At 39.5% G+C, this 21026-nt stretch carries 20 protein-coding genes; 16 read left to right on the top strand and 4 right to left on the bottom strand.

Annotation, left to right across the window (positions count from 1 at the left end; genetic code table 11):
- Positions 1-44: 44 nt before the first annotated feature.
- The 8 genes from AAG807_RS04450 to AAG807_RS04485 all read left to right on the top strand — a co-directional run bounded on the left by AAG807_RS04450 (position 45) and on the right by AAG807_RS04485 (position 7112).
- The gene (locus tag AAG807_RS04450; protein ID WP_341901161.1) at positions 45-1094 is read left to right on the top strand and encodes a quinone-dependent dihydroorotate dehydrogenase; all 1050 of its coding nucleotides are present in this window, start codon (positions 45-47) and stop codon (positions 1092-1094) included.
- A complete protein-coding gene (locus tag AAG807_RS04455) occupies positions 1087-1941 on the top strand; it encodes a hydroxymethylglutaryl-CoA lyase (protein WP_341901163.1) in 855 nt (284 codons plus the stop codon). The genes AAG807_RS04450 and AAG807_RS04455 overlap by 8 nt, the downstream gene beginning before the upstream one ends.
- A 14-nt stretch (positions 1942-1955) precedes the next feature.
- Positions 1956-2609, top strand: a complete 654-nt coding sequence (locus AAG807_RS04460; RefSeq protein ID WP_341901165.1) for a hypothetical protein — start codon at positions 1956-1958, stop codon at positions 2607-2609.
- Between the two features lie 86 nt (positions 2610-2695).
- Positions 2696-3112: a hypothetical protein gene (locus AAG807_RS04465; RefSeq protein WP_341901166.1), complete on the top strand. Its 417-nt coding sequence runs from the start codon at positions 2696-2698 to the stop codon at positions 3110-3112.
- 88 nt (positions 3113-3200) lie between these two features.
- The gene (locus AAG807_RS04470; RefSeq protein ID WP_341901167.1) at positions 3201-3647 is read left to right on the top strand and encodes a hypothetical protein; all 447 of its coding nucleotides are present in this window, start codon (positions 3201-3203) and stop codon (positions 3645-3647) included.
- 114 nt (positions 3648-3761) lie between these two features.
- A complete protein-coding gene (locus AAG807_RS04475) occupies positions 3762-4097 on the top strand; it encodes a hypothetical protein (protein WP_341901168.1) in 336 nt (111 codons plus the stop codon).
- 54 nt (positions 4098-4151) lie between these two features.
- Positions 4152-6476, top strand: coding sequence for a TonB-dependent receptor (locus AAG807_RS04480; RefSeq protein ID WP_341901170.1), 2325 nt, complete (start codon positions 4152-4154; stop codon positions 6474-6476).
- A gap of 78 nt (positions 6477-6554) precedes the next feature.
- Positions 6555-7112 carry a type 1 periplasmic binding fold superfamily protein gene (locus tag AAG807_RS04485; protein WP_341901172.1) on the top strand — a complete coding sequence of 186 codons (558 nt, stop codon included), beginning with the start codon at positions 6555-6557 and terminating at the stop codon, positions 7110-7112.
- Between the two features lie 147 nt (positions 7113-7259).
- Here the strand turns inward: AAG807_RS04485 and AAG807_RS04490 are convergent, their stop codons facing one another.
- The 3 genes from AAG807_RS04490 to AAG807_RS04500 form a co-directional block, all read right to left on the bottom strand.
- Positions 7260-8708: a glyceraldehyde-3-phosphate dehydrogenase gene (locus AAG807_RS04490; protein ID WP_341901174.1), complete on the bottom strand. Its 1449-nt coding sequence runs from the start codon at positions 8706-8708 to the stop codon at positions 7260-7262.
- A gap of 96 nt (positions 8709-8804) precedes the next feature.
- Positions 8805-9671: an RNA polymerase sigma factor RpoD/SigA gene (locus AAG807_RS04495; protein WP_341901175.1), complete on the bottom strand. Its 867-nt coding sequence runs from the start codon at positions 9669-9671 to the stop codon at positions 8805-8807.
- 270 nt (positions 9672-9941) lie between these two features.
- A complete protein-coding gene (locus AAG807_RS04500; protein WP_341901176.1) occupies positions 9942-11408 on the bottom strand; it encodes a trypsin-like peptidase domain-containing protein in 1467 nt (488 codons plus the stop codon).
- A gap of 127 nt (positions 11409-11535) precedes the next feature.
- On the opposite strand from AAG807_RS04500, the gene dapF reads away from it, so the two are divergent.
- The 3 genes from dapF to AAG807_RS04515 all read left to right on the top strand — a co-directional run bounded on the left by dapF (position 11536) and on the right by AAG807_RS04515 (position 15053).
- Positions 11536-12315, top strand: coding sequence for a diaminopimelate epimerase (gene dapF / locus AAG807_RS04505; protein WP_341901178.1), 780 nt, complete (start codon positions 11536-11538; stop codon positions 12313-12315).
- Positions 12308-12799, top strand: a complete 492-nt coding sequence (locus AAG807_RS04510; RefSeq protein WP_341901180.1) for a hypothetical protein — start codon at positions 12308-12310, stop codon at positions 12797-12799. The genes dapF and AAG807_RS04510 overlap by 8 nt, the downstream gene beginning before the upstream one ends.
- A 283-nt stretch (positions 12800-13082) precedes the next feature.
- Positions 13083-15053, top strand: coding sequence for a KUP/HAK/KT family potassium transporter (locus AAG807_RS04515; protein ID WP_341901182.1), 1971 nt, complete (start codon positions 13083-13085; stop codon positions 15051-15053).
- A 52-nt stretch (positions 15054-15105) separates the two neighbouring features.
- Here the strand turns inward: AAG807_RS04515 and AAG807_RS04520 are convergent, their stop codons facing one another.
- On the bottom strand, positions 15106-15222 hold the full coding sequence (locus tag AAG807_RS04520) for a hypothetical protein (RefSeq protein ID WP_341901184.1): 117 nt from the start codon (positions 15220-15222) through the stop codon (positions 15106-15108).
- 116 nt (positions 15223-15338) lie between these two features.
- Here AAG807_RS04520 and AAG807_RS04525 point away from each other — a divergent pair, with 116 nt between their 5' ends.
- From AAG807_RS04525 to AAG807_RS04545, 5 genes are all read left to right on the top strand, one after another.
- Positions 15339-15878 carry a GNAT family protein gene (locus tag AAG807_RS04525; protein WP_341901185.1) on the top strand — a complete coding sequence of 180 codons (540 nt, stop codon included), beginning with the start codon at positions 15339-15341 and terminating at the stop codon, positions 15876-15878.
- Positions 15848-16909, top strand: coding sequence for an endolytic transglycosylase MltG (gene mltG, locus AAG807_RS04530; protein ID WP_341901187.1), 1062 nt, complete (start codon positions 15848-15850; stop codon positions 16907-16909). Before AAG807_RS04525 ends, mltG begins: the two co-directional genes overlap by 31 nt.
- Before the next feature lie 2 nt (positions 16910-16911).
- Positions 16912-17907, top strand: a complete 996-nt coding sequence (locus AAG807_RS04535) for a N(4)-(beta-N-acetylglucosaminyl)-L-asparaginase (RefSeq protein WP_341901189.1) — start codon at positions 16912-16914, stop codon at positions 17905-17907.
- Positions 17901-20378 carry a hypothetical protein gene (locus tag AAG807_RS04540; protein ID WP_341901191.1) on the top strand — a complete coding sequence of 826 codons (2478 nt, stop codon included), beginning with the start codon at positions 17901-17903 and terminating at the stop codon, positions 20376-20378. The genes AAG807_RS04535 and AAG807_RS04540 overlap by 7 nt, the downstream gene beginning before the upstream one ends.
- 68 nt (positions 20379-20446) lie before the next feature.
- The gene (locus tag AAG807_RS04545) at positions 20447-20890 is read left to right on the top strand and encodes a MarR family transcriptional regulator (protein ID WP_341901193.1); all 444 of its coding nucleotides are present in this window, start codon (positions 20447-20449) and stop codon (positions 20888-20890) included.
- Positions 20891-21026: the final 136 nt, after the last annotated feature.

Raw genomic sequence — 21026 nt, forward strand, 5'->3', positions numbered from 1 at the left:
GACAACCTCGTTTTGTGTTTCTACCTTTGGTACAAATTGATAGAATGTACCCTTTACTGAGATGGTTTCTCTTTAAGTTTGACCCCGAAAAAGTTCATTATTTTACCTTTAGACTACTTGGCTTTTGGCTTAAAGTACCTTTTGTAAAGCCCATTTGGAAATCCATCTACTGTATCCATAATCCTCTGTTAGAAACAACTGTTGCGGGAATCAAATTCCCCAATCCGGTTGGATTGGCTGCAGGATTTGATAAGAATGCTCTTCGTATTAACGAGCTTGCTGCATGTGGTTTCGGCTTTGTTGAAATTGGAACGGTAACACCTGTTGGTCAGGAGGGGAATCCAAAACCACGCTTATTCCGCTTGTTGGAAGATCAAGCGATTATCAATCGTATGGGATTCAATAATGATGGAGCAGAGGTGATCGTTGAACGGTTAAAGAAACTGAATCCCGATTGTATCATTGGAGGGAACATTGGAAAGAACAAAGTGACACCGAATGAGGACGCTACTTCCGATTATATGAAGTGTTATCATGCATTGGAACCATACGTTGATTATTTCGTGGTGAACGTATCTTCACCCAATACTCCGAATTTACGCGAGCTCCAGGATAAGGAACCACTGACGAACCTGCTTCAGACTTTGATGGATGAACGAAAAAAGATAAGTTCCGCAAAACCTATTTTTTTAAAGATAGCTCCCGATCTGACTGACTCTCAATTGGATGACATTGTAGATATTGTAAATGAAACAAAAATTGCAGGAGTTATTGCTACAAATACAACAATTGAACGAGGAAATTTAGTAACTTCAAGTGCGAAAATTGAATCAATCGGTGCAGGAGGGGTTTCAGGAAAGCCATTAACACTACGATCTACAGAAGTAATAAGCTACTTATTCCAAAAATCGAATGGTGCATTTCCAATCATAGGTGTCGGCGGAATTTATTCAGCAGCCGATGCAATTGAGAAATTAACAGCAGGGGCTAGTTTGGTTCAGATTTATTCGGGATTTATTTACGAAGGACCCGCTTTAGTAAAGCGAATCAATAAAGCGGTTCTAAAAGAAAGAAAGAAAATTGCACATGGATAATCGCGTTTTTATTACTGAGTGTCCAAGAGATGCCATGCAGGGAATCAAGGAATGGATTGAAACTTCGGATAAGATCAATTATTTGAATCATTTATTGAAATGTGGCTTTGACACTTTGGATTTTGGAAGTTTTGTTTCGCCGAAAGCAACTCCTCAAATGCGGGATACTGCTACTGTTCTGGAAGGGTTGGATGACAGTGAAACCAAATTGTTGGCAGTTATTCCAAACGAAAGAGGAGCAGAAGATGCGGCTAAGTTTGAACGGATTCACTTTTTAGCCTATCCCTTTAGTATTTCGGAAACATTTCAGTTGAGAAATACCAATGCTACGATTGAAGAATCTTTGAGAAGGGTAGAAGCAATTGCTAATATCTGTCACAAAGAAAATAAGGAATTGATGCTTTACTTATCCATGGGGTTTGGAAACCCTTATGGAGATGCGTGGTCTCCGGATCTGATTGGAACCTGGGCAGATCGATTAACACAGTTGTTTGAGGTTTCTCGTCTGTCTTTAGCAGACACGATTGGAATTGCGACACCGGAATTGGTGAAGAGTGTGTTTACAACGATCTCCTCAGAATTTGAAAATACTCAAATCAGCGCACACTTGCATACCATACCTGAAAATGCTATGAAATTGACAGAAGCTGCTTATGATGGAGGGTGTCGTTATTTTGAAGGAGCTATCAAAGGTTATGGAGGTTGTCCGATGGCAAAAGATGAATTGACCGGAAATATGCCGACAGAACAAATGCTTGACTGGTTCAAGGAAAAGGGAGTCGATACAGGAGTGAACATGACTCGTTTTTCCGAGGCATTTGTAACTTCATCCACAATCTTTCATTAATTAGTAAAGTTCTCATGAAATCAAAATTCTTAATTGTTCTTCCTATTATCTTCCTTTTCCTGGCATCTTGCGATGATGAGGCAGACGATATCACTATTGAGCCAAGACATTCATCCGGTAAGGAGAAAGTTGTCGATCAGACAATCAGTACCAACTTCAATGAGAATGTATTCAAGTCCAAAGTGGAAGGGGAATTATTGAAGGAATTGCATATTTGTGATCCGAAGGCAACTTCTGATGATGATCCCGAACATCCGACTTGCAGTCCCAATTTCTTTCGGTTTTTTAAGCTGAATGATCAGACTCCGTTGAAAGATGGATTTAAATTATTGATTAAATCGGGGGTGAATGGCTTTCCATTGAGAAGGTTGTTGATCTTTGAAAGAGAGAATGATGTGCTGGTGAAATTGAATGGCTTTAATGGAAATTTAATTGAAGAAAGAAAATCTTCAACCGGTTACAATGATCTGTTGATTCGCTTTCCGGATAATATCAATGGAAATATCACGTATTACAATTGCTTGTTCAGATGGAAAGATGGAAAGTATAATTATGTGAATTGTGAGGTGATCGATGAGGATGTTCCTAGAAAGATAAGAGCTGAATTCATTGATTCCATGGGAGTGGAGATCAAGAAGATCCTTGATCAGAATGATATGATTTTTTAATGCAGAATGCAAAATTCAAAAGGTGACTGAGCGCCTGTCTGCCGAACAGGCAGGGAATCGAAGTCAACTTTTTCAATTTTCAATTAATGAGACTCAGTATATTTCTACTTCTGCTTTTAATTCTAAGTGCTTGCGGTAATACGAGTATTGAGCCGATCGACCATTATATTTTACTTCATGACAATTCTTCAAAAGTCTGGTTGGTTGATAAGCAATTGGACGGAGATAAGGATTTTACACCACTTCGAATCGAATACAAGGAAATCATTGTTTTTCACGAATCACGGAATGCTTATTTCCATCGACTGAAAACCTTGGGGACAAAGCATGGAGTCAAAAAAACATTCTGGCTGGATGCCTCAAAAAAAGAATTGGGTTTTTCTGGAGGTAAAAGAGATGTGGTTTTTGAGATAGTCAAACTGTCAAGAAAGAAAATCATTCTGAAGCCCAAAAACAACTCCTCCAAGTATACAATTGTTTTGATTCCTTTTCCTGAATATTAGCTCTGAGTGCTTGATGTGTCAATTTGAGTTACTGGTTTAACCTTGCCTTTCAGGACATTATTTCTATATTTGCCTGTAACTCAACCGTATGAAAAAAAGAGTATATTTTCAATTTTTATTCCTTAGTTTGTTTGTCATTTCTTGCGGTTCCAATGAGGAATGCACCGATTGTCAGATAGAAACAAATGTAGATACTGTTGCAAAGGCAGATGATTTATCAACTGTTTTGAAAGATACGGCAACTGAAAAGAAAGCCATTTCAGTGGAATTGAAGGAAAATCACGAGAAAATTGTAAAGAAGTACGGGGAGCAATGGGATTTTTGTACCTGTGTAGTTGCGAATGATTCAATTAATGATGCTTTCGAGAAAGGAGGAATGACTCCGAAACAAGAAGAAAAATTAATGGCTCGCTGGGAATATGTAGACAATAAATGCAAGGAAATGTTGACAACTCCCAATACCACTCCGGAGGAGCGTGCAAGGCACGATAAGAAGGTAATGAAATGCCTGAAACAAAACGGATTGAAGAAATAACCTGTAATGATACAAAAACACGTAGGGGCGAAAAATTTTTCGCCCCTACGTGTTTTGTCAAATATTTTTAGGCTTCTTATTGCAATCTAATTGCATTTAGATTACATTTGCTCCATGAGTAAATCAATGGTGCGGATTCTTTCTTCCCTTTTGTTGGTTGGTTTTTTGGGATTTTTAGTTCCAATAAACAACTGGCATGCCTATGCTCATAAACACAAAACAAGCCATTCAGGTAGTCGTACAGACGGCTTGACCTTTAAACAAGGGGTAGAGAAATGTGCTTTTTGTGATCTTCAACTTCCGCTTCTTTTTCATGAAGAAACCAGTGCGGAATTCAGTTGTAATGCCTCATTTGATTTTCTATTCATAGATCATATCTGTTTCGAATTACCGGTAAAAGAAACGCATTTATCGCTTCGCGGTCCTCCTTTGAATGTTGATTTGTTCTAAATCGGCACGTTGATGCTGAACACTTTCGAGTTTAGTTAACATCATTCATTTTTCATGAAAGTTTATTTATTGGGAGCATTTATTTGCTGCTCCATACTGGCATATTCACAGAATTGCCCTTATAAAATCATTGGTCAGGTGAGGGATATGCACACGAACCAGATTATTGCCGATGCGCGCGTTTCTATTCAGACGAAGGTCATACAGACTGATTCACTTGGCTTCTTTCACTTTGAGGATTTATGTCCGGGAAATCTAACCTTGCACTGTGTTCCTCATTTTGGCTGTGAACCAATGGATCTTGAAATACAGGTTCCGTATAATGATCTGATCACTTTTAAAGTGGAAACCCATCAGGTTGAGTTAGATGAACTACTCATTGAAGCATATCATTTTCCAAGAGAGTCGCAAGAGAAAATGACATTGAAAACGAATGATATCAGCCAGATAAAAGGAAATACCTTGGGAGAACAATTGATTCGCTTTCCGGGAGTGACCAGCTTGAATACGGGATCTTCAATTGTAAAGCCGGTCATCAACGGGATGCACAGTAACCGTTTGGTGGTTGTTAATAATGGGATTCGACAAGAAGGACAACAGTGGGGAAGTGAACATGCTCCGGAGATAGATCCCAATTTAGCGGGTAATCTGACTGTGATTCAAGGTGCCTCAGGTTTGCAATATGGAACAGATGCAATCGGTGGAGTCATTTTGGTTTCCCCGGATGAATTGCGTTATCAAAAGAATACTGCAGGTTGGATCAAGCTGAATGGGAATAGCAATGGACGTGGAGGAGGAGTTTCCGGTCTGATTGCCGGATCATTCACCAAATCTAAAAAGTGGGCGTATCGTGTACATGGAACAGGAAGAATCAATGGAACTCAAAAAGCACCGGATTATTGGATAAAGAATACGGCTTCCAATGAATATAGCTACAGTGCTGCTCTCGGTTATAAAGGAGAAAAGTTTGAAATGGATGTGTTTTATACGAAGTATTCAACCAACCTTGGAATTTTCACCGGCTCACATATTGGAAACTTATCCGACCTGAATGCTGCTTTTGCTGCTTCAACCCCAAAAGATACCGGTTCATTTACCTATCAATTGGAGAATCCGAAACAATTGGTGCAGCATGATCTGAGTAAGATCCATTTGGCATATAACTGGAACAAGAAAATCAAAACGAGTTTGGTTTACGGCTATCAATTCAATCTGAGACAAGAATACGATTTACATAAAGCATACAATGACAGTATTGCAGCATTGAATCTGCCTGCATTCGAGTTGAATCTCTGGACCAATTCACTGGAGCTGAAAACGGAGATTAAACATTCCAATCGTTTCAAAAGTATTTTTGGTGTTTCCGGTTTGGAGCAAAGCAATGCCTATTCCGGAAGGTTCTTCATTCCAAACTTTAAGAAACTGCAGTTTGGAGGCTATTATCTAGGAACTTACGAAAATGAAAAGTGGTTGTTCGATTTTGGTGTTCGCTACGATTATTCGAAATTGCAAGTGTTTATATATGATGATAATATCCTGACAAAACCAATCAGACAATTTCAAAATCCAAGTGCTTCTGCAGGTGTGTCACGACTTTTGGGACATCATTGGATCGTGCGCCTGAACCTCGGAACTGCTTGGCGACCAGCTTCCATTAATGAGTTGTATAGCAATGGATTACATCATGGTGCAGCTTCCATAGAAATTGGGGATGCACAGTTGAAGAAGGAAATTGTCTATAATTCACAATTGGGCGTTCAGTATAAATCCCATATCGCAAAAGTGGATTTATCTGTTTTCTACAATTATTTTGATGGTTATATCAATTTGCAGCCATCACTTCCGCCCATGTTAACAATTATCGGAGCATTTCCGGTGTTCCGTTATGTGCAATCCAATGTTCAGATTACCGGATTGAATGGAAGAGTGGAGATTCCGATAGGAAAGTATGTCTCATACCAATTTCAAGGGAATTTCCTTTTCGGAACGGATTTGAGAAGTAATCAGTACTTGTATGGTATGCCATCCAACCGGATCAGCCAACGTGTAAGGTTTTCAACCGCAAGAAGCGGTACCAGGCTGAATTGCTTTGTTGAATTGGAATTGTTGGATGTCTTCAAGCAAAAAAGGTATGTGCCAAATTCAGATTATGTGAGTCCGCCAAAAGGTTACGATCTATTGAGTGCACAAGCCGGAATCAGCAAGAAAATGAATAGCGGAGAGAGTTTGCAAGTGGTTCTTGCGTGCTCCAATTTGACCAATTTAAGTTATCGGGATTACATGAATCGATTCCGATATTTTACAGATGAATTAGGACGAAATTGGACCATTAAAGTCCTGGTTCCATTTTCAATTACAAAAAAAGAACAAAAATTATAACTAATAAAAAGAGGAGTATCCGTTTAACAAGACAGAAAGTTGAGGGAACAAATGTTGTACAAATAAAAAAAAGATGATATGAAAAAAACAATGATGATTTTGAGCATACTAAGTTTAGCACTGGTAGCTTGTAAAAAAGAAAAGAAGAATACAGTTTCAAACCCAACAAATCCGAATGAAGAAGAGTTAATTACAACGTTTAAGATCGTATTTACAGATGTGAATGGAGTACTGCCGAATGTTGAAGCGCAATTTGTAGATACGGATGGACCAGGGGGAAATAACCCTAGTGCGTTTGATACGATTCGTTTGGTTGCAAATGCAACTTACAATGCATCAATTACTTTGCTAAATGAAAGTGTAAGTCCTGCCGAGGATATTACAGTGGAAGTTGAAGAAGAAGGAGTGGATCATTTATTTTGCTTTGATTTGACAAGCGGTTTGAATGCGGTGATTACGCGAACAGATCTGGATGCGAATAACTTACCTATTGGAATCACAAGTCAGTGGGTACTTGGGAATGCTTCCACCGGAACTTCAACTATTCGCTTGAGACATCAACCCGGAGTGAAAAATGGTCAGTGCGATCCGGGAGAAACGGATATCGAATTGAATTTCCATACGGTGATTCAGTAAATCCACATTTTATTTAACCGCAAAGAATGGAAGGGCGCAAAGAATTAATCACCATTTAAACTTTGCGTTCTTTGCTTCTTCGCGGTTAATATTAAAAAAGGCCTTCTCTTTTTGAGAAAGCCTTTCATTTTAAGGATTTTAATTTGATTAATAATAAATCAAACGTTGAACTTTTGTAATGTGTTTCGCCAAGCGGATCACTTGTTTCGTATATCCGAACTCATTGTCATACCAAGTGTATAAAACTACATTCTTCCCATCCAAAGAAACGATGGTTGCATGAGAATCATATACCGAACAACACGTATTTCCGATGATGTCACTTGATACCAATTCAGGATCATAAGAGTAGAAAATCTGGTTTACCAAGTCTCCTTCCAAAGAAGCGCTTCTAACTACGTTATTTACATCCTCGATTGTAGTTCCTTTTTTCAATTCCAAAGAAAGGATTGCCAATGAACCGTTTGGAGTAGGTACACGAACCGCATTTGCAGTCAGTTTATCTTTCAGGTCAGGAATCACTTTCGTTACAGCTGCACCAGCACCAGTTGATGTGATTACCATGTTAATAGCAGCAGAACGACCTCTACGGGATGATTTGTGCATGTTATCCAACAAGTTTTGGTCATTCGTATACGCATGAACTGTTTCGATATGTCCTTTTACAATTCCAAACGCATCGTTCACCACTTTTAAGATAGGGGAGATTGCATTTGTTGTACAAGAAGCAGCGGAGTAAATCGTTTCGTTCTCTACATCCAATGTTCCCTGGTTGATACCGTAAACAACATTTGGAATTTCTTTTCCAGGAGCAGTCAAAAGCACTTTGGAAACCCCTTTTGATACCATGTGCTTGGATAAAGCTTCACGGTTGGTATAAACACCCGTGTTGTCAATAACCAATGCGTTGGTGATTCCATATTTTGTATAATCCACTTCTTCCGGAGCAGAAGCATCGATCATATGAACAATTTGTCCGTTGATGATTAAAGTTTTGTTTTCCAAATCTTCCACAACACTTCCTCTGAAAGCACCGTGAACAGAATCAGAGCGCAATAACGCGGCACGTTTAACGATGTCTTTATCCGTTGCACCACGCGTAACGATTGCACGTAAACGCAATTGTTGACCTTTACCAGCTTGTTTAATCAACTCACGTGCAGCCAAACGACCAATACGACCAAAACCGTAAAGAACAACGTCTCTAGGCTCAACAGAACCTGAAGTGCTTGAGAAGTTACCCAATTTAGCAGAAAGGAACGATGCTTTTGAATCAAATGAAGTTCCTTCAGCAATCCACTCACTGGACAACTTACCGATATCAATCTTAGCAGGAGCCAGATCCATTTTCAACAACTCTTCAGCCAAAGCAGCTGTTGTTTCAATATCGATAGGTTTCTTTACTACATTTTTTGCATATTCATGCAAGTTTAGAATTTCAGAAATAGTAATGTCTGTAAGGTGATTACGGAACAAAACCAATTCAATTCCCTTGTCGTAAAGTAACTCACCAACGTGACTTGACAATTTGACTGCAGCGCGTTCTTTCTGAACGTGCTTGTTTAATTCTTTTTCATAGCCTAATGCAGCTTCCATCTAACGGGTGTATTTATTTATGTTTATTATTTTCAACGAGATAGCATTTGTATAAAGCAAAAAAGACCGCCCGCGTTAGCAGACAGTCTTTTTTTGTTATCCTAAATATGCTTTCAATAACTTATTTCGAGAGGTGTGTCGAAGACGTCTTATTGCCTTCTCCTTGATCTGTCGAACACGCTCGCGTGTCAGATTGAATTTGGCACCGATCTCTTCCAAAGTTAAACCATGATTCATTCCGATTCCGAAGAATAAACGGATGATCTCACGTTCTTTGTCTGTTAAAGTGCTTAATGAGCGCTCAATCTCTCTTTGAAGAGACTCGGCCATCAATGCATGGTCAGCTTTCGGTGAATCCATGTTGGCCATAACATCCATCAATGTACCACCGTCTTCAGAAGAAGAAAGAGGAGCATCCATAGATACGTGACGTCCGGAAACATTTAAGCTTTCTTTGATTTTATCCTCTGGAACTTCCAAAGCCTCTGCTAATTCTTCTGCTGAAGGAGGTCTTTCGAATTCTTGTTCCAATCTTGAAAATGCCTTGTTGATCTTGTTTAATGAACCAACCTGGTTTAATGGTAGACGAACAATACGTGCTTGTTCAGCCAATGCTTGCAGGATAGATTGACGAATCCACCATACAGCATAAGAAATGAATTTAAATCCACGTGTCTCATCAAATTTCTGTGCAGCTTTGATCAAACCTAAATTCCCTTCATTGATTAGATCGGGTAATGTCAATCCTTGATTTTGATACTGTTTTGCTACAGACACGACGAAACGTAAATTTGCACGAGTTAACTTCTCTAATGCTCTTTGATCGCCTTGTTTGATTTTACGCGCCAATTCTACTTCTTCTTCGGCGGTGATTAGCTCTTCTTTACCAATGTCTTGAAGATACTTGTCTAATGACTGGCTCTCACGATTGGTAATCGATTTTGTAATCTTAAGTTGTCTCATGTAATGAACTCCGTTGTTTATAACGATTAATGAAAATCTGGCTGCAAAGTTACGACGAAATACAAGTGATTTCCAAATAAAAAAGGCAGATTTTTGGGAGATTTTCACCTCTCAAAAACCATGCCTTAACAATTTTTTCATATTCCCTCCCGAATTCAGAGACTTTCGTGCCGAAAGTTAAATAGTTTCAAAGAGTTAAAAAAGTTAAAATGGATTTGCATCACGACTTTTTGAACCTTTTAAACCTTGTCACTTTTTGAACTGTTTCGGTTACAGACCGAAACCTACGTATTCTTTCTTTCCGCTTTCTGAAACAATCTCCAAAAGGATTCCTCCTTTGGTAGAGTTCAATAATCGGGTGAGTTGCTCCACCGACTCAATTTGAGTCTGATTGATCTTGGTAACGATATCTCCTTCAGTCAGTCCGCTTGATTTCAACTTTCCGGGCTCCAGTGTTTTTACTTTCACTCCAAAGCTGATATTCAACTCTTTCTTTTCTTTTGCGGTCAACTCGGCAAATGTTCCACCTAAAGCTGTGGTTTTGCTCATCTCTTCTTTCGATTTCAAGGCAGTTTCACCATCAGCTGAACGCAATAGGATTTCTTTGATTACTTCTGTTCCATCTTCCGTACGTAAAGTCAGGTTCACTTTGTCGCCAGGTCTGCGTTTTCCGATTTCCTCCTGTAATGAAGCAACAGAATTCACTTCTCTTGAACCTACTTTCAGGATCACCCAGTTTTTCTTCACTCCGGCTTTGTCTGCTCCGCCATCCTCTGTAACAGAAGAAACAAAAACTCCTCTCGTTGAAGGAAGGTTGTTTTTCACTTTGATTTCCTGGTTGATATCTGCGATCTGAACTCCTAAATAGGCTCTTTGAACAATTCCGAAGTCGATGATGTCACGCATTACTTTATTTACCAGGTTTACCGGTACTGCAAAACTGTAACCCGAATAAGAACCCGTCTGGGATGCAATTGCTGTATTGATACCTACCAGTTCTCCTTTTGTATTTACCAAAGCTCCTCCGGAATTTCCGGGATTGACAGCAGCATCCGTTTGGATGAATGATTCGATCGGCACATTTGTATTACTTGTTCGGTCGGATAATAAGTTGATGTTTCTAGCTTTCGCACTTACAATTCCGGCAGTAACGGTCGATGTTAAGTTGAATGGATTACCAACTGCCAACACCCATTCTCCGACACGCAAATCGTCACTATTACCGATTCCGATTGGCTTCAATCCGGGAGCATCGATTTTCAATACCGCAATATCTGTTGATGGATCGGTTCCAATTACCGTAGCGGTATACTTGGAGTTGTCATTCAGGATGACTTCGATTTCCGATGCGTCCTGAATCACATGGTTATTGGTAACGATATATCCTTCGCTTGAAACAATCACACCGGAACCTGATCCGCTTCCGTATTGTTTGAATTCACGACCACCCGTTCCAGGTCCGTAAAAGAATTCATAGAAGGGGTCTCGTTGGACTTGTGTCCGCACCACCTTCGTAGTTACGTGAACGACCGAGTTGATCGTGTTTTCAGAAGCTTCAACAAAAGAAACGGCTTCAGGAGGCATTCCATTGTACGAAACGGTTTTTGCAATTCGATTCCCATCAATTACCTGCTCAGATAAAGGAGCTTCGTAATTGTGGGATAATAGGAAACCGAATGCGAACGGAATCATTCCACCGGCAATTCCTAGTCCTAGGTATTTCAATGAGTTGTTCATGATATTAAATTAGTTTACGCTAAATTTCTACGCAATTATAACAGTATTCGTTTGATGATTGTTACTTTTGTGCTGTTAAAGATTGTTAAGCTAAATATGCTTGTAACTCAATCATAGCAAAGGATATATGAATTTACATTTTGTAAAATATCAAGGGACGGGTAACGATTTCATTCTGATTGACAATCGTTCGGGAGAGTGGGACAGTTTGTCCATTTCAACGATTCAGAAATTATGTGACCGAAGGTTTGGAGTAGGAGCTGATGGTCTGATTAAGATCAATTCACTTCCGGGAACTGATTTTGAAGTGGATTACTATAATTCGGATGGATCCAAAAGTTTTTGTGGAAACGGGGCGCGTTGTTCTGTTGCTTTTGCACACGACTTGGGAATTACAGCGAATGCTGTTTCATTCATGGCAATTGATGGAATGCACGAAGCTGTCAAAAAAGACGGGTTGGTTTTCCTGAAAATGAATGATGTGTCCGGAATTGATACTACTCAGAAGGAGTTTGTCTTGAATACAGGTTCTCCGCATTTCGTCCATTTCACAGAAAATGTGGCTGATTTTGATATTGTTGCCTATGGAAAACAGATTCGTTATTCCGATAAATACAAGGAGGAAGGGATCAATGTCAATGCGATCCATCAGCTAGAGGAACATGCGTTTGAGATCAAGACTTATGAACGTGGTGTGGAAGACGAGACCTTGAGTTGTGGAACCGGGGTTACAGCCGCAGCTCTTGCTTTAGGAGAAAAAAACAAGGTGACAGGTAATTTTGAATACCAGGTTAAATCACAGGGTGGAGAGCTTTCGGTGAAGTTTACAAGAGCCGAATCAAAATTCACCAATATCTGGTTGATTGGTCCGGCTGTGGCGGTTTTTAAAGGAGAAGTGAATGTCTAAATTTGACTTTGAATCGATTCACCGAGAACTTCCTGAACAATTGCTTCAAAAAACGGTTATCTGGATTTGGAATGCAGATAAGATTCCTCCGCATATCGGGATTTCAATCGGGAAAGATTATTACAGTCTGACGTATCGTAAATCAGAACACTTATTAACAGCTTCCATGCTTAAAAAGGCGAAAAGATCTGCTATTCCTTTGGTTTTGGTGGAAATTCCGATGGAAGTGATTCAAACCGATACAGCAAGCACTTTCGCGAAATATGATCGGGCAGTAAATGGAATTACGTGTTTACAGCCAATAAGAGAAGTAATGGGATTGGAAGGAAAAGTGAGTCAGTTGGCAAATTTGCTTTCTTACCTGGAATCTGAGAATCTCATTCTTCAAGTGAATGGATTGAATTTACCGGAAAACTATACAGGGATTCCTGATTATTCGATGGAAGAGATATTGGAGCGAATTAAATCTTTGAATGGAGGTTAAATAATTACGAATTGCGAATGATTTTTCTTAAAGATACTTCACATTTGCGAGAATTTTTCAGACATGACATCACGATAAAAACACCTCCGTAAGTGGCGTAAGTCCGGGCAAAATGTGCAGTCTAAAAAGTAGCAATTATAAGGTGTCCAATCAGGATTACTCCTCCCAAAATTCCATACCAAATAGGCTTCTCATCTTTGATTGAAAGCAAATTCAGTTTTCTTCCTGAAAAGATTAATACATTTGGTTTGTCGGAAATTATTTCAATTGAAAACGAATATATATGCAAGGATCAGCTTCTTCATTTCATAAACGAATCACATTGGCTGGTTCGTTAATTGCTATAGGTATTGTATTTGGGGATATAGGTACGTCTCCTTTATATACTTTAAATGCCGTCTTCCATCATCGGACAATTTCGGCGGATATTGCTTTGGGAAGTTTGAGTTGTATTTTTTGGACTTTGTTCTTTCAGACAACTCTTAAATATGTAATAATTACTTTACAAGCAGATAATAACGGAGAAGGAGGGATCTTATCCCTTTTTGCACTGATTAAAAGATATTGGGGAAAATGGTTGATTTTTCCTGCAATGGCTGGCGGTGCTTTCCTTATTGCGGATGGAATCATTACTCCACCAATCTCAGTTGCATCAGCGATTGAGGGGGTTAAAAATGTTGTTCCAGGCTTCAATACTGTTCCAATCATTATTGCAATTTTGATTGGATTATTTGTTTTTCAGCAATTCGGAACAGATAAAATTGGGAAAATTTTCGGACCGGCAATGGTCATCTGGTTTGGTTTCATTGCTGTTATTGGCGTTATTGCGCTTAGTGAAAACCCTTCGGTATTAAAAGCTCTAAACCCTTATTATGCATACAATATGCTTGTCAATGAATCTTCCGGATTCTGGTTGCTTGGAAGTATTTTCTTATGTACAACGGGAGCCGAAGCTCTTTACAGTGACATGGGACATTGTGGGAGAAATAATATTCGGATTAGTTGGATATTTATTAAAATCTCATTGGTACTTTGCTATGCAGGCCAAACTGCTTGGCTAATGAATCATACAGGAGAAACCATTGGAACTGTCAGTCCATTCTATCATATCGTTCCTCCTGAAATTTTTTGGCTTGCACTCATTATAGCAACAGCAGCAACAATCATTGCTTCACAGGCACTTATTAGCGGTTGTTTTACACTCATCAACGAAGCCATTCGACTGGACATCTGGCCAAGACATGTTGTTCAATTTCCAAGTAATGTCCGGGGACAATTATACATTCCATTCATTAACTGGTTTTTATTGGCTGGATGTATCGGTATGGTTTTGTATTTCAAAGAAAGCACTAAAATGGAGGCGGCTTTCGGTCTCAGCGTAACTTTGACAATGATTATGAGCACCCTGCTAATCAACTTTTATTTACGGGCGAAACGTGTACCTTTGATTTGGGTAATTTTAATTACTAGCCTCTTTCTTTGTATTGAGTTTAGCTTCCTCATTGCCAACATTCAAAAAATTGCAGATGGTGGTTGGATTACCCTTCTTATTGGTTTTTCACTATTTATGGTAATGTATATCTGGTGGAAAGGGAAAAAGACGAAAGCTGCTATTACTCCTTTGGTTTCTCTTGAAAAGCATGTTCCGATTCTAAAGCGTCTGAGCACGGACGAAACCATTCCAAAATTTGCAAATAATTTGGTGTTTCTTACTTCTTCGCCAACTTTGCGAAAAGTAGAGCAAAATATTATCGATTCGATTCTACATTCAGGAACACCTAAGCGAGCTGATGTTTACTGGTTCGTTCACGTAAATGTCCTCAATGAACCATATGGTTTGAATTATCAGGTCGATACGCTCGTAAAAGATGATGTGTATTTCATCGAGTTCAACTTAGGGTTTCGTGAGGAACCTCGAGTCGATTATTATTTCAGGCAAGTTGCGACGGAACTGATTCAAAATAACGAGGTAACAAGTGCTGAAGGCAGCGAATTCCAATACAATCAATCGCTTATTGGTGATTTTAAATTTGTAATACTCGATAGCTTTTTGTCATTTGACAACAAAATGCCGTTCTGGAAAAACTTCATCATGAAAAGTTATTACAATCTCAAGCGTTTGAGTGTGAAAGAAGAAGTGAATTTTGGACTTGACAAAAGTCATTTGCTAATTGAAAAATACCCCTTGGTTGTTGTTCCGTATCAAGGTTCCATATTGACAAGAAAGCAAGCTCACAATAAGAATGTTCACTAGATCAATCCTATTGAATATAGGGAATTACTCTATTGCCTTGCCAAAGAAATGGCTAATTAAGTACTGCTTTAACAAGAACGGGGAAATGATCCGAATATCCTCTGAGATATTTTGTTCCTGGATAAGTTCTGAATGGAACTTTATCTCCCTTGAATTCGTAATTCAGCATTCGCAATTCGCAATTACTCTTAGTAACTTGTTGAAAGAATTCAATTTCCTTCGCTTCAAACAATCAGTTTTTCGGTTACATTTGAACGCTTTTAAAGCAATTAAAAGGAATAAGTCATGAGTTTAACTGGTAAGTCTGTTTTCTTGCGTGCTGTTGAAAAGGAGGACGCTACCAAGTTGATGCTTTGGGAAAATAATCCGAAACATTGGAAGATTACGGGGACAGAAGTGCCATTTTCATTTTCTTCCATTCTGGAATATATTGATCAGGCTCAGCATATTCGGACTCATGGACAGCTGAGAATGATGATTTGCCTGGTAGGTACTAGAGAACCCGTTGGAGCAATTGACCTGTATCAGGTGGATTTTAAACATCTTCGTGCTGCGGTGGGTATTTTAATTGCGGATGAAGACAATAAGAATCACGGATTTGCTTTTGAAGCATTGGTGCTTCTGGAAAAATATGCCTCTCAGATTTTAGCCTTACACAACCTGCATTGTTCGATTCATAGTGACAATCTGGCAAGTGTCGGACTATTTGAAAAAGCCGGATTTGAGCGAGTGGGAGTGCGAAAGGAATGGTACCTTGAAAGAGGTGTTTGGTTGGATGAAATATTATATCAGAAATGTCTGGAAAGAAAAGAAACAAAAAAGTAGTTTTTGCAGCAGTAGCTGTCATGTTGATCGGTGTTGCGCTGGTCTTTGGGTGGACGCCCTTGATGATTTACATGAAGAAAACGTCAAATGACAAAGAAGCTCGTGTAATTATTGATAATCGTCAATCATTGGAACAAATTGCTGCTGATTTAGAGAAGGCAGGTGTCATTAAAGATGCTGATGCTTTTTTGTCCATGGCAAACTACAAGAAACTCACCGTGGAAAACATTGAGCCTGGAATGTATGCATTTCCGGCTGGTACTTCTTACAGGGATTTACTGAATTCACTAAAGAGCGGAAGCTTTGAAGTGGAAGTTGTAGTAACGTTTAATAACTGCAAAACCATTCATGATTTGTGTACAAAAGTATCTGCTTGTATAGCGGTTGATAGCACTGAATTGGAGGATTACATCACAGACTCTGAAACGTTGAATAAATACGGGTTTACGATTGAGCAGATTCCAGCCTTATTCATGCCGAATTCCTATAGAATGTATTACGATACCAGTAAGGAGGATTTCTTGGCTCGTATGGCGAAAGAATTCAAAAACTTCTGGACTCCGGCACGTATGGCTCAGTTGAAAGAAGTTGGACTAACGTCTCCTTCTCAAGCCGTAACTTTAGCTTCCATCGTTTATGGGGAGCAATCCAAGAACGCTTCTGAATGGCCAATCATTGCACGCCTTTACTTGAATCGTCTGAATACCGGTATGAGGTTGCAATCCGATCCTACCTTCAAATTCTGTTGGGGAGATCAATTGGAAGGAGTGCAGCGCCTGACTTACGAACATCGAAATAAGGACTGTCCTTACAATACGTATTTACATAACGGATTGCCTCCGGGACCAATTTCCATGCCTCCTACAGGAGTGGTGGAAGCAGTCTTGAATCCGGACAACAACGATTATTTATACATGTGTGCCCAGCCGAATTACGATGGATTGCACAATTTTGCGAAAGATTATGCTGATCATGCAAAATTTGCAACTGAATTTCAAAATTGGTTGGCTTCAGAAATCGCTAATAACTAGTTATGGAACGTAGGTCTTTTGTGAAATTAGGTGCTATTGGATTGGCGGCATCAATTGTGAAGCCGGGTTTTGCAAGTGAAGATTCAGTAGCAAATCCCGTTCTCTCCGATTACAAAGGAGGGGCTAAAATGATTTCAACCTGGAGTCACGGATTGGAAGCAAACCGTGCAGGCTGGGAAAAACTCAAATCCGGAGGAACATCTCTGGATGCAGTGGAAGCAGGTGCCAGACAAACCGAAAGTGACGTAAAGAACAGAAGTGTTGGAATTGGTGGAATGCCGGATCGTGAAGGGCATGTGACTTTGGATGCATGTATCATGGATTGGGAATCGAATTGTGGTTCTGTCGGCTACCTGGAAGGAATTGCGCACCCGATCTCAGTTGCTAAACACATCATGCAAAATACACCGCATGTGATGATTGTAGGTGCCGGTGCAAAGCAATATGCATTGAAACATGGGTTTGAAACAATCAAGACTCCGCTTCCTGAAGTGAAAAAGGAATGGGAGAAATGGAAGAAAGAACAAGCGGCTATTGCCAAGAAACCGGCGATTAATCACGAAAATCACGATACCATTGGATTGCTTGCAATAGATGAGGCAGGAAGAATCAGTGGAGCTTGTACCACTTCCGGTTGGGCTTACAAACTACCGGGTCGCTTAGGAGATTCTCCTATCATTGGTTCCGGTTTATTTGTGGATCAAGAAGTAGGAGGAGCAGTTGCTACCGGTTTAGGAGAATCCATCATTCGGATTGCAGGTTCACACACGGTTGTTGAACTCATGAGACAAGGTAAAAGCCCTGAACAGGCATGTAAAGAAACAGTTGAAAGATTGATACGTAAACACAAGGATATGACCGGTTTACAATGCGCATTTATTGCCATTAATACCAAAGGGGAAGTAGGAGGTTTTTCTGTTTACAACGGATTTAATTATGCATTGAAAACAACAACTCAAGACGAACTGATTGATACTCCTTTTGATAGAAAATGGTAAGAATTGGATTTTTCGTCGTGCTCATTTTTTTGGTGACTAATGTAATGGGGCAAATCAATTTATCCTGGAAAGTCCAACATCCGGTATCCAAAGCTTGGTTTCCATTTGGTGAAAAAGGATCTGTTCAGGAAGCATTGATTGCTGCAAATCAACTTCCGGATCCATTCGTTGGGATGAACGAAAATAAATTCGCCTGGATTGAAAATTACCAATGGACACTTGAATCCGAATTTATTCTGACTGAATCGGAAATCAATCAATTCGTAGAACTGGATTTTCCCAGTGTAGATACCTATGCTTCCGTTTTTTTGAATGGGAAGTTTGTCGGTGAAACCAATAATGCCTTTGTTCGCTATCGCTTTGATGTAAAAGACAAGATTGTTCTTGGGAAAAATAAGCTAAAAGTGGTTTTCACTCCTCCAATCATGTATCAAAAACCACGTATGGCGAAAGTAGGAGTTACGCTTCCTGCTCCAAATGACGTGGGAACTACCAAGGTTGCGCCACATTGCAGAAAGCCCCAGTACCAGTTTGGTTGGGATTGGTCTTTAAGAATTCTTACCATGGGATTTTGGGAATCTGCTAAGGTGGATGTTTTCTCCGATAATAAAGTTCTCGCTAATTATTCCAATACACTGGAATTAACTAACGAACAGGCGATTTCTGAATTTACCTTGGTTTTGGCAAAAGAAAGCGAAGGATCCTTTACCTGGAAGAGTAAATTGTTTGGAGAACAGGCATTGAAAAGTGTAAACAAGCAATTGAAACGTACCGAAACGCTTTTAAATCCGAAATTGTGGTGGCCCAGAGGGCAGGGAGAAGCCCATTTATATGAAGATCACTGGGTTTTACAAAATGAAAACGGGGATGTCATTTTTGAAAAAGATGTCCGGTTCGGAGTGAAAAAAGTCGAATTGGTTCAGGAAAAAGACCAATGGGGAATTTCGTTTCAGCTCAAAGTGAATAACAGACCCATTTTCTGCAAAGGGGCGGATTATATTCCGGATGATATTTTCCCGGCCCGAATAACGGATGAAAAATTAAAGAACTCCGTTAAGACCATGTTAGATTGTAATTTCAACATGGTGCGCATTTGGGGAGGTGGCTTTTATCCGCGAGAATCGTTTTTAGAAGCTTGTGATGAAGGTGGATTGATGGTTTGGGAGGATTTTATGTTTGCCTGTGCAATGTATCCCGGAACAGACGAATTTTTGGCAAATGTGAGAACGGAATTGGAACAACAGATTCCGCGATTGGCTTCGCATGCTTCGTTAACCTTGTTCAATGGAAATAATGAAGTGGATGTAGCCTGGAAAAACTGGGGTTTTCAAAAAGATTACAATCTATCGAAGAAAGATGAGGTTTTAATCAATTCCTATTATCAGAAACTCTTCAAAGAATTGATTCCTCAAACGATAAGGGCATTCACCAAAATACCTTACGAACACACTTCTCCTTTGAGTAATTGGGGAAATGACGCGTTCTACAATGATGGAACCCAGCATTATTGGGGAGTCTGGCATGGAACAGACCCGATTGAGGATTTTGGACGGAAATCAGGACGATTCAATGCTGAATACGGTTTTCAATCTTTTCCGGAATTGGCAACCTTATCTTCCTTCAGCAAACCGGCAGACTGGAAATTGGATAGTCCCTTGATGAAAATGCGTCAGAAAAGTTATGTCGGGAATAATATGATTGCGAAACACTCCAATCTGCTTTATGGTAAAACAGCCGATTTTCAAAGATTCGTTTACTTTTCCCAACTGACACAGGCAAAAGCAGTGGGAATTGCAGTTGTGGCACACAGGACAACCTTTCCGAGATGTGCTGGAACACTTTATTGGCAATTCAATGATTGCTGGCCAGCCCCAACATGGAGCAGTGTCGATTATTACGGTCGGTGGAAAGCCCTGCAGTACGAAGTGAAGAATGATTTCAAGGATGTGACCATTGCAGCCCGTATTGATACACTGGGAAAAGAGAAGTATGTGCTGATTTCTGATATTCCAACCGGATTTTTATGTGAAATTGAAGCAAGGATTTATGATTTTCAGGGAAAAGTACTGGATACCTTAATGTGCAAACAAGCAATCGCTTATCCGCATAGTGTGGAGCTTTTTCCGCAAGAGTTGAAGGCATATAAGAAAAGTGATTTTGCAATTCAATTTAATTGGAAGGATGAAACAGGGAAATCGTGTGAACGATTGTTTATTCATGAACAGTTTCCCGGCAAACCAACTAGTGGGGTGGAGCCCAGGGTTGTGATCGAATCGTTGGATATTTTGACAGGAAAAGGAGTCTTAAGGATTGAAAACGAAACAATTTTGCAGGATTTCTGGTTTGCTTCCAAAGAGGGAAAAGTACTGATGGAACAAAATTTTGTACATTTTCTACCAGGAAAATACCGCATAGAATTTGAGTTTGAGGGAAATGTAACCAAGGAGAATTGTTATTGGTTTTATCATTGATTCAAACTAATGTGAAAATTTAACGAGATAAATTTTGTAAATAATACCACGGTAATTAATTTTGTAGCATGGAAATAGGTCAAGTCATCCAATCGAAATTCAAAAATTCTAAGCATAAAGCTGTGGTAAATCTTCGTTATACCTCGAATTATCTGGGTAATATTCAAAACAATTACATGGCAAAATTCGATTTGTCCTTGCCTCAATTCAATATTCTGAGAATTCTCCGTGGAGCCAAAGATGCAATCAGTGTCAATTCGGTGAAAGAGCGAATGGTGGAGAAGTCACCAAATACCACGCGATTGATGGACAAACTCATTGACAAAGGATTGATGGAGCGTGTTCGTTGCGAATCCGATCGCCGGGTTGTCTATGTTTCAATTACAGAAGCCGGATTGAATATTCTGAAGCAAATCGATGATGATCAACAATCTGATCTTGATTTCACAGGTAATCTTACGGAAGAAGAAGCAGAGGTTTTGAGTAATTTACTTGATAAACTTCGCGGTTGATTCTCACGTAATTTTAACCGCAAAGGCGCAGTGTACGCAAAGTAGCGTATATATCTTTGCGCTCTTTTATTCTTTGCGGTAAAAAAAATAGCTGGTATCTTAATATGTTTTTGGGAAGATAGCCAATAGAATTACC

It is taken from the genome of Fluviicola taffensis DSM 16823, from assembly GCF_943372375.1.
Classification (GTDB): Bacteria; Bacteroidota; Bacteroidia; order Flavobacteriales_D; family Crocinitomicaceae; genus Fluviicola; species Fluviicola taffensis_A.

What these genes read in the sequence shown, in the direction of transcription:
- AAG807_RS04495 (WP_341901175.1), bottom strand. Translation starts at nt 9,671, where the DNA reads ATGAGACAACTTAAGATTACAAAATCGATTACCAATCGTGAGAGCCAG.
- AAG807_RS04455 (WP_341901163.1), top strand. Translation starts at nt 1,087, where the DNA reads ATGGATAATCGCGTTTTTATTACTGAGTGTCCAAGAGATGCCATGCAG.
- AAG807_RS04475 (WP_341901168.1), top strand. Translation starts at nt 3,762, where the DNA reads ATGAGTAAATCAATGGTGCGGATTCTTTCTTCCCTTTTGTTGGTTGGT.
- AAG807_RS04485 (WP_341901172.1), top strand. Translation starts at nt 6,555, where the DNA reads ATGAAAAAAACAATGATGATTTTGAGCATACTAAGTTTAGCACTGGTA.
- AAG807_RS04460 (WP_341901165.1), top strand. Translation starts at nt 1,956, where the DNA reads ATGAAATCAAAATTCTTAATTGTTCTTCCTATTATCTTCCTTTTCCTG.
- AAG807_RS04515 (WP_341901182.1), top strand. Translation starts at nt 13,083, where the DNA reads ATGCAAGGATCAGCTTCTTCATTTCATAAACGAATCACATTGGCTGGT.
- mltG (WP_341901187.1), top strand. Translation starts at nt 15,848, where the DNA reads ATGTCTGGAAAGAAAAGAAACAAAAAAGTAGTTTTTGCAGCAGTAGCT.
- AAG807_RS04470 (WP_341901167.1), top strand. Translation starts at nt 3,201, where the DNA reads ATGAAAAAAAGAGTATATTTTCAATTTTTATTCCTTAGTTTGTTTGTC.
- AAG807_RS04510 (WP_341901180.1), top strand. Translation starts at nt 12,308, where the DNA reads ATGTCTAAATTTGACTTTGAATCGATTCACCGAGAACTTCCTGAACAA.
- AAG807_RS04520 (WP_341901184.1), bottom strand. Translation starts at nt 15,222, where the DNA reads ATGCTGAATTACGAATTCAAGGGAGATAAAGTTCCATTCAGAACTTAT.
- AAG807_RS04535 (WP_341901189.1), top strand. Translation starts at nt 16,912, where the DNA reads ATGGAACGTAGGTCTTTTGTGAAATTAGGTGCTATTGGATTGGCGGCA.
- AAG807_RS04500 (WP_341901176.1), bottom strand. Translation starts at nt 11,408, where the DNA reads ATGAACAACTCATTGAAATACCTAGGACTAGGAATTGCCGGTGGAATG.
- AAG807_RS04490 (WP_341901174.1), bottom strand. Translation starts at nt 8,708, where the DNA reads ATGGAAGCTGCATTAGGCTATGAAAAAGAATTAAACAAGCACGTTCAG.
- AAG807_RS04540 (WP_341901191.1), top strand. Translation starts at nt 17,901, where the DNA reads ATGGTAAGAATTGGATTTTTCGTCGTGCTCATTTTTTTGGTGACTAAT.
- AAG807_RS04525 (WP_341901185.1), top strand. Translation starts at nt 15,339, where the DNA reads ATGAGTTTAACTGGTAAGTCTGTTTTCTTGCGTGCTGTTGAAAAGGAG.
- AAG807_RS04450 (WP_341901161.1), top strand. Translation starts at nt 45, where the DNA reads ATGTACCCTTTACTGAGATGGTTTCTCTTTAAGTTTGACCCCGAAAAA.
- AAG807_RS04545 (WP_341901193.1), top strand. Translation starts at nt 20,447, where the DNA reads ATGGAAATAGGTCAAGTCATCCAATCGAAATTCAAAAATTCTAAGCAT.
- AAG807_RS04465 (WP_341901166.1), top strand. Translation starts at nt 2,696, where the DNA reads ATGAGACTCAGTATATTTCTACTTCTGCTTTTAATTCTAAGTGCTTGC.
- dapF (WP_341901178.1), top strand. Translation starts at nt 11,536, where the DNA reads ATGAATTTACATTTTGTAAAATATCAAGGGACGGGTAACGATTTCATT.
- AAG807_RS04480 (WP_341901170.1), top strand. Translation starts at nt 4,152, where the DNA reads ATGAAAGTTTATTTATTGGGAGCATTTATTTGCTGCTCCATACTGGCA.